This is a genomic window from Streptomyces omiyaensis (assembly GCF_014650895.1).
Lineage (GTDB): Bacteria > Actinomycetota > Actinomycetes > Streptomycetales > Streptomycetaceae > Streptomyces > Streptomyces omiyaensis.
In genome coordinates, this window is sequence record NZ_BMVV01000038.1 from 38586 (window position 1) to 50790 (window position 12205).

At 76.3% G+C, this 12205-nt stretch carries 11 protein-coding genes; 3 read left to right on the forward strand and 8 right to left on the reverse strand.

The window, feature by feature from the left end; translation table 11 throughout:
- Positions 1-38 precede the first annotated feature (38 nt).
- The 7 genes from IE287_RS35250 to IE287_RS35280 are packed head-to-tail and all read right to left on the reverse strand — an operon-like array spanning position 39 to position 9059.
- Positions 39-1175 carry a glycosyltransferase gene (locus tag IE287_RS35250; RefSeq protein ID WP_189853494.1) on the reverse strand — a complete coding sequence of 379 codons (1137 nt, stop codon included), beginning with the start codon at positions 1173-1175 and terminating at the stop codon, positions 39-41.
- A gap of 5 nt (positions 1176-1180) precedes the next feature.
- Positions 1181-1984 (reverse strand): polysaccharide deacetylase family protein, encoded by an 804-nt coding sequence (locus IE287_RS35255; protein WP_189853484.1) that lies wholly within the window; start codon positions 1982-1984, stop codon positions 1181-1183.
- Positions 1881-4007 (reverse strand): murein biosynthesis integral membrane protein MurJ, encoded by a 2127-nt coding sequence (gene murJ / locus IE287_RS35260; RefSeq protein ID WP_229883947.1) that lies wholly within the window; start codon positions 4005-4007, stop codon positions 1881-1883. Before murJ ends, IE287_RS35255 begins: the two co-directional genes overlap by 104 nt.
- Positions 4000-5403: an O-antigen ligase family protein gene (locus IE287_RS35265; RefSeq protein ID WP_189853485.1), complete on the reverse strand. Its 1404-nt coding sequence runs from the start codon at positions 5401-5403 to the stop codon at positions 4000-4002. The genes murJ and IE287_RS35265 overlap by 8 nt, the downstream gene beginning before the upstream one ends.
- Positions 5404-5405: 2 nt before the next feature.
- On the reverse strand, positions 5406-6860 hold the full coding sequence (locus IE287_RS35270; protein ID WP_189853486.1) for an exopolysaccharide biosynthesis polyprenyl glycosylphosphotransferase: 1455 nt from the start codon (positions 6858-6860) through the stop codon (positions 5406-5408).
- Positions 6857-7999, reverse strand: a complete 1143-nt coding sequence (locus IE287_RS35275) for a glycosyltransferase (protein ID WP_189853487.1) — start codon at positions 7997-7999, stop codon at positions 6857-6859. The genes IE287_RS35270 and IE287_RS35275 overlap by 4 nt, the downstream gene beginning before the upstream one ends.
- A 1-nt stretch (position 8000) precedes the next feature.
- Positions 8001-9059: a DUF3344 domain-containing protein gene (locus tag IE287_RS35280; RefSeq protein WP_189853488.1), complete on the reverse strand. Its 1059-nt coding sequence runs from the start codon at positions 9057-9059 to the stop codon at positions 8001-8003.
- Positions 9060-9438: 379 nt separating this feature from the next.
- Here IE287_RS35280 and IE287_RS35285 point away from each other — a divergent pair, with 379 nt between their 5' ends.
- The 3 genes from IE287_RS35285 (at position 9439) to IE287_RS35295 (ending at position 11373) form a co-directional block, all read left to right on the forward strand.
- Positions 9439-9678 (forward strand): chaplin, encoded by a 240-nt coding sequence (locus IE287_RS35285; RefSeq protein WP_189853489.1) that lies wholly within the window; start codon positions 9439-9441, stop codon positions 9676-9678.
- A 274-nt stretch (positions 9679-9952) separates the two neighbouring features.
- The gene (locus tag IE287_RS35290; protein ID WP_189853490.1) at positions 9953-10858 is read left to right on the forward strand and encodes a hypothetical protein; all 906 of its coding nucleotides are present in this window, start codon (positions 9953-9955) and stop codon (positions 10856-10858) included.
- 242 nt (positions 10859-11100) lie between these two features.
- The gene (locus IE287_RS35295; RefSeq protein ID WP_189853491.1) at positions 11101-11373 is read left to right on the forward strand and encodes a hypothetical protein; all 273 of its coding nucleotides are present in this window, start codon (positions 11101-11103) and stop codon (positions 11371-11373) included.
- A gap of 409 nt (positions 11374-11782) precedes the next feature.
- Here the strand turns inward: IE287_RS35295 and IE287_RS35300 are convergent.
- Positions 11783-12205: hypothetical protein (locus tag IE287_RS35300; RefSeq protein WP_189853492.1), on the reverse strand; the 423-nt coding region annotated here is incomplete at its 5' end.

Consider the following 12205-nt stretch of genomic DNA (forward strand, 5'->3'; position numbering starts at 1 on the left):
GGACTTCTACAGGGACGGGCAGGGGCTTCAGGGGGACTTCACCGAGGCGGGGCGGCCGCGACGGCCCGGTCGTAGAGGGTCATCAGGCGGTCCGCGCTGTGCGCGATGTCGTAGCGGCGGGCGGCGGCGGGCGCGGGCAGCCGTACGGCCCCGGGGACGTGCGCGGCCCGCAGCTCCCGCAGGGCGCCGATCAGCTCGGGCACCGACTCGCCGATCCGGCGGGCGCCCGGCGCCGCGTCCGCCGGCAGGTCCTCGATCGCCGGGCACGCCACGTACAGCACCGGCAGGCCGGCGGCCAGCGCCTCGACGACGGCGAGTCCGAAGGTCTCGTCGGGCGAGGTGGAGACGAAGACGTCCATGGCGGCGAGGAGTTCGGGGAGCATCGGCCCGGCCGGGCCGTCCGCCGGCGGGTCCTCGCAGGCCCCGAAGAAGAGGACCCGGCCGGCGGCGCCGCAGGCGCGGGCCACCTCGCGCAGCTCCTCGCGCCGCTCGCCGTCGCCGACCAGCAGCAGCCGGGCCTCCGGCACCGAGGCCACCGCCCGGACCAGCCGGTCGAACCGCTTCCCCGGCGCGAGCCGCCCGACCCCGCCGACGACGAACGCGTCCTCCGGGATGCCGAGGACGCCCCGGGTCAGGCGGCGGGCGCGCGGGACGAAGGCGAAGCGGCCGGTCTCGATGCCGTTCGGCACCACCTCGATCCGCTCCGGCGCCACCCCCCAGTCGGCGAGCCGGCGGGCCACGCTCGGAGAGACCGCGACCGTGGAGGTGCCCAGCCGCTCGGAGGCCAGGTAGAGCGCGCGGGTCCCCGCCGACAGCGGGCGGCCCTCGATCTGGGTCGTGCCGAGCGAGTGCTCGGTGGCGATGACCCGGCGCACCCCGCCGAGCCGGGCGGCGAGCCGGCCGTAGACGCACGCCCGGTACAGGTGGGTGTGGACGAGGTCGTAGCCGCCCTCGCGGACCAGCCGGGCGAGCCGGGGCAGCGCGCCCAGGTCCCGGTTCCCGGTCATCCCGAGATGGGTGACCGGGGTGCCGTCGGCCTCGATGCCGGCCGCGACCGGGCCGGGGTTGGTGAGCGTCACCACCCGCCCCCGGACCGGCAGGTGGCGCAGCAGCAGCCGCAGCTGCTGCTCGGCGCCGCCGATGCCGAGCCCCGTGATGACGTGCAGCACCCGCAGGCCGCTCATCCCAGCACCACCGCCGCCGGGCCCGTCCGCGCCGGGATCAGCTCGGCCGGGTGACGGCGGCGCAGCGGGTGCAGGGCCCGCTTCGCGGTGAGCCGCCACGAGGTGTCGTCCTCGCCGATGTGGATCCGCGGCAGGGCGTACGCGCTGGTCAGCGGGCCCGGGTCGATGCCGCAGGCGTAGCCGTATCCGGCCTTGCGCACCGCGCGCACCACCCGCGGGTCGACCGCCCCGTACGGATAGCAGAAGCCGTCCACCGGGCCGCCGGTGATCTCCTCCAGGAGGGACCGGGAGTGCCGGGTCTCGTCGGCGAGGGTGGCGTCGTCGGCCTCCGTCAGCCGTCGGTGGGTCAGCCCGTGCGAGCCGATCTCCATGCCGGCGGCGGCGATGCGCTCGATGCCCTCCTCGGTCAGCAGCGGCCGGCGCGGGCCCTCGGCGTCCCAGTCGTTGACGCCGCCGAGCCGGCCCGGCAGGACGTACACGGTCGCGGTGAAGCCGTGCCGGCGCAGCAGCGGCAGCGCCGAGTCGAGGAAGTCGGCGTACCCGTCGTCGAAGGTGAGGCCGACGAGCCCCTTCGCCCGTCCCGCGGCGGTGGCGGCGAGCAGCTCCCGCACCGACACCCCGCGCAGGCCCCGGTCGCCCAGCCAGTGGAGCTGCCGGGCGAAGCGCACGGGGGAGACGGTCACCCGGTACGGGTCGTCAGCGACGTCCGTGATCGAGTGGTACATCGCCACCCACAGGGGCGGCTTCGCCCACAGGGGCGGCTTCGGCAGCAGACGGCGCAGCGCGGTGGGGGCGGGCATGGGCGGTCCTTCGGCGTCGGGTCGAACGGTGGGGGAGGGGAGGGATCTCCGGCGCCTTGGCGGCGCAGGCGACGAAGAGCAGGAAGACGACGGCCACGACCGCGACGGCGACGGCGAGGGAGAGCGCGGGCGGGCCGATCGCCGTCGAGCACAGCCAGCCCGCGCCGGTCGCCCACGCGGCGGCCGTGGCGAGCCGCAGCAGGTCCTCGCCGAGCCGGTTCGAGCGGACCGGGACGGTCTGGCGGTGGGCGCCGCGCAGCAGCAGGACGGCGGTCAGGGTGATCCCGAGCGCGTTGGCGGCGGCGATGCCGACGGCGCCCCAGGCGCGGGCGCCGGGCACCCCGGCGGCGGCGGTGGCGGCGAGCCCGGCGGCCATCGCGGCGGCCGGGTACCAGAGGGGGCGGGCGGCGGAGAAGTAGCAGCGGACGAGGGCGCCGACCATGGTCTGGCCGAGCAGCCCGAGCGCGTACACCCGCATCACGGCGGCCGTGGCGACCGTGTCCGCGTGGTCGAACTCGCCCCGCTGGAAGAGCAGTTCGACGATCCTGGGGGCGGCGGAGATCACCACGGAGGCGCCCACCAGGACCACCACCGCCGCCAGCAGCAGGTCCCGCTCGACCCGCCGCCGCGCCCCCTCCGGATCGCCCGCGGCCAGCGCCCGCGCCACCACCGGGAAGCTGACCGTGCACAGCATCAGCGACAGGATCATCGGCATCTGCGCGATCTTCTGCGCGTAGTTCAGGTGCGAGATCGCCCCGGACGGCAGCGGCGCCGCGAGGAACCGCTCGATCAGCGTCTGCGACTGGCGGATCAGCGAGAAGGCGACGACCGGCGCGATCAGGCCCAGGACGATCAGCCGCCCGTCCCCGCCGGACCCCGGCGCCGGTGCCTCCGGCTCCCGCGACGGCCCCGGCCGCGCCCGCAGCACCCGCAGCAGCGACGGCGCCTGCACCAGCACCATCAGCACCCCGCCGACCGCCACCCCGGCGGCCGCCGACCGCACCCCCCACGGGTCGCGCAGGAGCACCATCGTGCCGATGATGCCGACGTTGTACGCCACGTAGATCGCGGCCGGCGGCAGGAAGACGTGGTGCGCCCGCAGCGCCGCCGAGCAGTAGCCGACGAGCGCGAAGGTCAGCACGCAGGTCGCGGTGAGCCGGGTGCAGTCGACCGCGAGCCCCGGGTCGGAGAGCCCCGGCGCGAGGAGCCGGACGACCGACGGCGCGGCCGCGATCAGCACGGCGGCGACCAGCCCGACCGAGAGGGTCAGCCGGGGCAGCGTCCCGCGGACCAGACCCCGCACCGGATCGCCGGACAGCGCCCCCGGCCGGCGGGCCAGCGCCCGCGAGAAGGCCGGCACCAGGATCAGCGCCATCGCGTCCTCGATGAGCAGCGTGGACGCGAACTCCGGCACCGTCCACGCCACCAGGAAGGCGTCCGTCTCCGCGCCCGCGCCGAAGTACCCGGCGAGGATCTGGTCCCGGACGAGCCCGAGCACCGCCCCGACGGCGGTCAGCCCCGCCGTCACCGCCGCCGCCTTCGCCAGGAACCCCCGTCCCTGCCCGCCCCCCGCGGGCCCCTTCACCCGGGCGTGCGCCCTGCGCCCGGTCCGGGGCGGGGCGGCCGGCGGGGCGGTGAGCGTGGCGCCGGCCGCCGCGGCCCGGGGCCCGGCGCCGGCCGGGGAGGGCGCCGGCGCCCACACGTCGGCGGCGGGCGGCGCGGGACGGCGGACGGCGACCCGGCGGGCACCGGCGAGGCCACCGGGCGCGGGGCCGGGCGCCGGAGCCGCGGCCCCGGCGCCCGGCCCCGCGCCCGGTGCCGCACCGGCCCCCGGCAGCACGGTGGCCCCCGGGGCGCACGGGGAGTCCGTGGCGTCCGGGGGCATCGGGGTCCAGGGGTCGGTCAGGGGATCGCCGCGCGGCGGACACGGCGGGGGCGGCGGCACCGCCCCGGGGCCGTACGCCCCCGGCGGCGCGACGTGCGCGTCCGTGGGATCCGGCGGACCGGCCCACGGGTCACGCACCGCGCACCTCCGCCCGGCCCTCGGCGCCGGGAGCCAGCGCCCACCAGGCCGCCAGGCCGAACACCACCGACATCAGCACCGTCGACGGGCCGCCGATGTCCGCGTAGAAGAAGTCGATCAGCTGCCAGGCCAGCAGCCCGCTCGCCACCAGCGCGCAGTCCGCGCCCGACCGGCGCCGCCGCAGCGCCCCCACCAGCAGCGCCACCCAGCTCCCCGCCAGCGCGAGGAGCCCGATCAGCCCCTGCTCGCTGAGGACCAGCAGGTACATGTTGTGCGGGGAGAGCAGCGGCTGCTTCCGGAACCCCGCACCCGCGCCGGCCGTGTCGCTGCCGGAGGAGAGCGCCACCGAGGCGTTCGAGTCCCGGTACCGGGGGAAGCCCTTCAGCCCGACCCCGGTCAGAGGCTCCGCGGCCCACATCCGCCCGGCCGCCGCCCACATCGTGTACCGGTCCGTCACCGACTGGTCCGGCGCCGCCGTCACCTGCGTGATGCTGGCGACCCGCTCCTTCACCATCGACGAGCCGATCCCGAGCCCGCCGACCAGCACCACCGCGAGCGCGCCCACCGCGAACGCCACCCGCACCGCCCGGCGCACCCCGCCGAGCAGCAGCTGGATCCCGCAGGCCAGCACGGTCGCGATCCACGCGCCCCGGCTGAAGGACAGCACCAGCGGCACCACCAGCAGCACCGCGCAGACCAGCGCGGCCGTCCGCGTCCGCCCGGCCGGACTGCCCAGCGCGATCCCGACGACGACGACCAGGCCGTACGCCACCACCGTCGCCATGCCCATCACGTCGGTCGCCCCGAAGGTGCCCACCGCCCGGATGTCCTCGCCCTGGTACGAGGCGCCCGTCCCCGTCAGGTACTGCGCGACGCCCACCCCGCCCTGGAGCAGCGCCAGGCCCACCAGCCCCCACGCCACCACCGTGAAGTCCCGCCGGTCCCGGACCATCAGCAGCACCGCCGCCGGGACCAGCACGAAGACCTGCACGTAGCGGGCGACGCCCGGCAGGCTCGACGCCGGGTCGTGCGAGGTGACCGCGGCCAGGCAGACCCCGAACACCGGCAGCCCGAGCACCACCGCCGCCGTCCGGGTCAGCGGCCGCGCGCCGCCGCGCAGCAGCCGCACGACACAGACCAGCACCAGCAGCCCGGAGGCCGCGTCGGCGACCGTGCCGGTGCCGCCCGTCCCGCCCTCCGCCCCACCGCCGCCCGGCACCAGGAGCAGCGCGATCACGGCGAGGACCGGGGAGAGCGCCCCGGCCCGCCGCGCCCAGTCCCGGGCGTCCGGCGCCCCGCCGCGGGCGTCCGGCGCCCCGCCGCGGGCGGCCGGTGCCCCGCCCGGGGCGCCCGGCCCCGCGGCGAGCACCGGCGCCGTCCTCACGGCCGTCGCCATCCTCAGCTCCCCGTGGGTCGGACGAGCCCGGCCGCGGTGCGCACCAGGATGCAGACGTCCTGCCAGAGCGACCAGTGGTCGATGTAGTGGTTGTCGAAGCGGCAGCGGTCCTCGATCGAGGTGTCGCCGCGCAGCCCGTGCACCTGTGCCAGACCGGTGAGCCCGACCGGCATCCGGTGGCGGGCCGCGTACCCCGCGTGGATCTTGCTGAACTGGGCGACGAAGTAGGGGCGTTCGGGCCGGGGCCCGACCAGGCTCATGTCACCGCGGAGCACGTTCCACAGCTGCGGCAGCTCGTCCAGCGAGGACTTCCGCAGGAAGCCGCCGGCCGCGCTCATCCGCCGGTCCCCGGCCACGTTCCACCGGGTCGCCGACTCCGTCTCGTCGGACGGCCGGAGCGTACGGAACTTCAGCAGCGTGAAGTGGCGCCCGTGCTGGCCCACCCGCTCCTGCCGGAAGAGCACCCCCGGCCCGTCCGCCAGCCGCACCGCCAGCGCGCACACCGCCAGCACCGGCAGCGCGAGCGCCAGCGCCGGACCGGCCAGCGCGATGTCCAGGGCCCGCTTGGCCAGCACCCCGCGCCGCTCGGTGGCCGGGATCAGACGGCGGCGGGCGTAGCCCCACACGTGCTCGCCCATCGGCCCCCCGCGGCGCTCGCCGCCGACCCGCCAGGTCGTGCAGCCGTAGTGCTGGAAGAGCGTGACCAGCTCCGGCTCGTCGACGAGGAACACCGCCTCGCGGACCGAGTTCTGGATGACCGCCCGGCGGATCTCCTCCGCCGTCGTCAGCAGCGGCAGCCCCGGCTCCAGCGGCCGCTGCTCGCCGACCGTCCCGTCCGGCAGCCCCACGAGGCCCACCGGCCGCATCCCGTACTCGGGGTGCTGCGCCGCCGCCGCCGCGAACCGGCGGGCCGCCGCCGGAGGACCCACCACCAGCGCCGAACGCGGCCGCTCCCGGGCGACCCGCCGCCCGCGCGCCAGCAGCGCCGCACGCAGCAGGGCCGCGACCCCGACGTGGGCGACGTACGCCGCGGACAGCCGCAGCGGCCCGATCGCCAGCTCCGGCGACCAGGCCGCGGCACCCGCCGCCGCCACGCACCACACCACCCCGGCCCGGGACGCCAGCGCCGGCAGCTCGTCGAGCAGCCGCACGTGCGCCGCCGGCCGGTACAGCCCGCCGCGCCCGTCGAGGACGAGCAGCAGCGCCGCCATCGGCAGCAGCAGCCGCGGGTCCTGGTGCGCGGGGCCGAGCAGCGCGCCGCCGGCGAGCACCGCCAGACAGTCGACGACCCGCAGCACCGCCGGCCCGGGACCCGGCCGCGGGGCCGTCCGGTGGCGCGGCGGCGCGAGCCGGCCCGGCAGCCGCCGCCGGGGGGCGAGCGAGGCCGGCCCGAAGGCGGGCCCCGCGACCGGCCACGGGCCGGGCGAGGAGGGAACGCTGGTACTTTCCGTGGTCACTGCGCAATCGGCTCTCTGTGCTCGGTGCCCCGCACTCCGGCCAGCTCGCGGTAGATCTCCGCGACGGCCGCGCCGGTGCGCCGCACATCGAATCTGCTGAGGACGTGCTCGTGGGCCTCGCGGCCCAGGCGGTGCCGCAACTCCGGCCCGCCGAGGAGGCGGCCGAGAGCGGCGGCGAGGGCGGCCGGGTCCTCGGGCGGGACCAGGCACGGGGCTTCGTGGCCGGGCGGCAGGCTCTCGCGCGCCCCGTCGACGTCGGTGACGACGACCGGACGGCCCGCGGCCATCGCCTCCAGCGGCGACAGCGCCATGCCCTCCCAGCGCGACGGCAGGACGACGACGTCCGCCGCCCGGTACCAGGGGGCGGTGTCGCCGACGGCACCGGTGAACCGCACCGAGGGACCGGCGGCGGCCCGCAGCCGCTCCCCGTCCGGCCCGTCGCCGACCAGCACCAGACGTGCGGCCGGCACCTCGGCGAGGACCGCGGGCCAGGCGGCGAGCAGCACGTCCTGGCCCTTCTGCCGGCAGAGCCGGCCCACGCACACCACGGTGGGCTCACCACCGGGCACGGGGGCGGGGCCGTCGGCCGCGAACCGCGCCACGTCCACGCCGTTGTGCACCACCGACCAGGCCGCCACGACCCCGGCCTCCTCGCCGGTACGCCGCTCCGCCCCGCTCACGCAGAGGATCCGGTCGGCCCAGCGGGCGCCGAACCGCTCCCAGCGGCGGGCGAGTTCGGCCGTGGTGCCGGTGACGGCCTCGAAGGACCAGGCGTGCGGCTGGTACACGGTCGGGATCCGGCCGCGCACCGCGAGCCGGGCGCACAGGCCCGCCTTCGCCGAATGCGCGTGGACGAGTCCGGGCCGGACGGCGCGGACCACCCGGGCCAGGTCGCGGGTCTCGCGGAGGACCGCGCGGCCGGGGTCGCGCCCGGCCCGCCAGTCGTGGACCTCCGCGCCCTCGGCGCGCAGCTCCGCGGCGAGCCCGGTGCCGGGCGGGCAGGCGACGACGGGCCGCAGGCCGGCCGCGCGCTGGGCGCGCACCAGGTCGGCGACGACCCGGGCGACCCCGCCGTCGCCGGGCTGGACCGCGTGCAGGACGGTGACGGACCCGGAGTCCGCCTCGATCGGGGTCCGCACGTCAGCGCCGTACGTCCGCCTGCAGGAAGAGCGCGCCGAGCCAGACGGTGTCCTCACGGCTGCCGAGCCGGACGTGGACACGGTCGGCTCCTTGGCGCAGCGCCCCCCGCAGATCGAAGACGTCGGAGTCGTACCCCAGGGTGTTCCCGGCATCGGGGAACCGGGTGCTCCCGGCCTTGCCGAATTCGGTGATGCTGGAGTTCAGGACGTCGTTCACGGAATTGGCGGAATCACCGATCCGGGTCGCCTTCCGGTGACTCGTGCGGACCTCCAGGTAATCCCCGGAAGTTCCCCGGTCGCCGTCATAGGCGATCACTCCGAGCCGCCCCTCGGAGCCCTTCGGATAACGGTGTCCGTCGAGTGCGACGCGCAGCTCGCCGGAGCGCGGACCGACCGTCTCGAAGCCGTCCCAGACGCTCAGCCGGCGCAGCGGCTCGTCGTCCTTCTCGTACGCGGCGACCAGCGTCCAGCCGCCCCAGCCGCCCACCGCGCTGCGGCCCATGGCGACGTTCACCTGCGCGACCGTCCACTGTCCCGGAGTGGCCCACCGGACCAGCTCGGTGACGTCGGCGGAGGCCTGGAAGGCGTCGGCGCCGTCCGCGGCGCGGTGGCCGACCAGGGTGTCCGCGAGGACCGCCTTGTACCGCCCGCCGGGCTCCGCGATCAGCACCCGCCCGTTGTCCTCCGGCGGCTTCTGCTCGCCCACCCGCAGGTTGCCGCCCCAGTACAGCCGGGCCCAGGCGACCCGGGCGCCGGCCGGCACGCGCAGCTCGGCACGGCTGGAGTTGTACGTGTCGGGGTTGTCGTCCACGTCGACGTAGCCGATCGCCGCCCCGTCGTTGGCCGTCTCGGTGCCCTCGCCGCCCTTCGCGGAGGCGTTGGCGGCGCGGACGATCCCGCCGCGCAGCTCGGCCTGGTAGCGCGCGGCGAAGGGGACCCGGGCGGCCTCCCCGGGGGCGGGTGCGGCGGCGGAGGCGAGCGGCGGCGCGGCCGACAGAACCGCGCACGCCAGGGCGCACCACACGCTGCGACGCACAGCAGGAACCGCTGAATTCCGCATACAGGTTCTCCGCTTTGATGAGAGGAGGAAGGGAAGACCCGTGAAGACCGGGGGAGGGGAAGGTGTCGTCCGCACGAAATGGGTGAACGCGCGGCGGGCCCGGAAGCAACGTTCGGGAACGTTATAACCCCGGCGCGGAGCGATAGTAAGCATTAGATGCTCGGAAACGCTAACTCCCGTATCCCGGTGGCAGGTTCCTCGTTGAGCGTGTTGCGCCATTCCCGGGTCCATCGCCCGAATGGCCCTCCGGTGACCCGAAGATCGGCCCGATGTCACCCGTTCGGGAGAGCAACCGATGAAAAGCCGGGGCGTTGTTGAGGGAGCCGGGCCGAACAGTCCGCGCAGTCCGAGTTGGAAATCGATCGAGGAGAACTTCTCCATGTCCCGTATCGCGAAGGCCGTTGTCCTGACCGTGGGTGCCGCCGCCGCGGTCGCCGGTGCCGCCGGTGCCGCCGCCGCCGACTCCATCGCCGAGGGCGCTGCCGTGAAGTCCCCCGGTGTCGGCTCCGGCAACGTCGTCCAGGTCCCGGTCCACATCCCGGTGAACCTCTGCGGCAACACGGTGAGCGTCATCGGCGCGCTCAACCCGGCCTTCGGCAACGCCTGCGTCAACGCCTGATCTCGCACGTCGGATCGGTCCTTCCGAAGCCGGTGCGCCCACCCCGCGGGTGGGCGCACCGGCTTTTTCCTTGCGGCCACTGGGCCGGCACCCGTTCGGACGCATCCCCGTGCGCCGCCCGGTGCAACGGCGTACGCCCCTTCGGGGGGCAGGGCGGGGCAGCGGATTCACTCGAAAGGAGGCGTGGCGCTCCGTAGTTTCCCGGTTGCGGAGGGCTATAGCCGCAGGCACGGTGGGAGGGCAGTTGTCCGACGCATAAGGAAAAGGAACACATATGCGTCCCCTTGCTTCACCCCGTCTCACCGTCCTGGCGATATCCGCCGCCCTCACCCTCGGCACGGCGGGACCCGCCGTCGCCGACCGGCTCCACCCCTCCTCCGCGGCCGACCGGGCCGCCCGCGCCCCGCTTCCCGACGCGGCCGCCCTGCTGGCCCAGGCCGAGGCCCTCGGTGACGTCGGCGGGGTCACGACCCCCGTGACCGCACTCGTCACGGCCGCCCTGGAGGCCGACGGCGGTCAGGTCCCCGCGACCGACGCCGACGCCCTCGGGGCCAGGATCCGGGCCGCCGTCGAGCGGGCGAAGGAGACCGCCCCCGCCCCGCTGCCGGAGACCCCGGCCGCCCCGGCGCTTCCGGTCGCCCCGCCCGTCGACGCCCCGGCCGTCCCGCCCGCCGTGGAGGTTCCGGCGACGCCTCCGGCCGCCGACGTCCCCGTGACGCCTCCGGCCGCCGAGGCGCCGGTCGTCCCGCCCGCCGTGGAGGTTCCGGCCGGGCTGCCCGCGAAGCCGCCCGTCACCCTGCCCGTCGCGGCCGGGGCCAAGGCCGCGAAGCCGGCCGCGGCGGCGCCCGCGGACCTGGTGGACGACGCCCTCGCCTCCGTCGAGAAGGCCGTCGCCGGGCTGCTCGCCGCCGTCACCTCCGGGGAGGCCGGCGGAGTCGCCCCGCAGGTCACGGCCACGCTGACCTCGCTGGTCAACCTCGCCGTCGCGACGGTGCTCGGCAGCGGGCTGCCCGCGCCGGACCTGCCCGGGCTGCCCGCGCTGCCCCCGCTCCCCGTCGAGGTCCCGCAGCTGCCCGTCGACCCGCCGGTCGAGGCGCCCGAACTGCCGGTCGGCGCGCCCGTGGAGCCGCCGGTCGCCGCGCCCGAGCTGCCGGTGACGCCGCCGCTGCCGGTCCGCTGACCCGCGAGCGCACCCCGTCCCGTACCGGTCCGGCCCCCCGCCGGGCCGGTACGGGCACGTCCGCGTCTGGTCGTCCGGAAATCACACCGGTCCCCTTCGATCGGGTGCAGTGTAGAGAAATCCTTCCTTCTGGAGTTTCCGGGGAGCGAACCTCTCGTTACAGAAGACGGAACGACGTACGGGAATTCCCCAAGAACCCTGTGCGAAACGTGAGTTGAAAGAACAGAGGAAGGATTCTCTCCATGAAGCCCACCAAGGTCGCCGCGGTCGTCGCCGGTTCGCTCATGGCCCTCGGCGTCGCCGCCCCCGCCATGGCCGCGGAGGCGCTGACCCCGACCAGCCTCAACGGCGGACTGGAGGCGATCGCCGCCAACGGGCTGAAGTCGGACGTGCTCAGCAGCACCACCGACGGTTCCCCGGTCAAGACCGTCACCGACACCGCCACCCAGCTGAACCAGACCGGAAAGGGCCTTCCGCTGCTCGGCGGCCTTCCGGCCGGTCCGCTCGGCGGCTGAAAGAATGATTTTCTGACCGGTCGCCGTGTGGCCTCGACTCCACACGGTGTGCCGCTCCCTACTCTCTGGACCGTCCCACGCGAACGTCAGCGGGGGACGCGGCCGGTCGGAGCGAGGGGGGATCCTCGCCGGTCTCTCCCTTTCTCCCGAGGAAGAGCGGTATGCGGTCCATCATCAGCAGGAAAGTACTCACCGCGGCGGCAGCGACCGGCATCCTGTCGCTGACCGGCGGCTTCGCACTGGCCGCGAACGCGCATCCCGGTACGGGCGACACCCCGGGACCCGGCAGCGGCCAGGTCCACGCCCCGCTCCCGCCGGAACTCTGCGGCCCGAGCACGGACCTGGGCGGATACGTGGCGTCGGCCGTCGGCGACCTCTGCGACCACGTGGCGGAGGACCCCGACGGCGGCTACGGCGAGGAACCCACCCCGACGCACCCGCCCACGAAGCCGCCGACCCACCCGCCGACGCATCCCCCCACCCACCCGCCGACGAAGCCGCCGACGGAGCCGCCGACGAAGCCCCCGACGGAGCCGCCGACGAAGCCCCCGACGGAGCCTCCGACGAAGCCGCCCACGGAGCCTCCGACGAAGCCCCCGACGGAGCCGCCGACGAAGCCCCCGACGGAGCCGCCGACGAAGCCCCCGACGGAGCCGCCGACGAAGCCGCCCACGGAGCCTCCGACGAAGCCGCCCACGGAGCCTCCGACGAAGCCCCCGACGGAGCCTCCGACGAAGCCCCCGACGGAGCCGCCGACGAAGCCCCCGACGGAGCCGCCGACGAAGCCCCCGACGGAGCCGCCGACGAAGCCCCCGACGGAGCCGCCGACGAA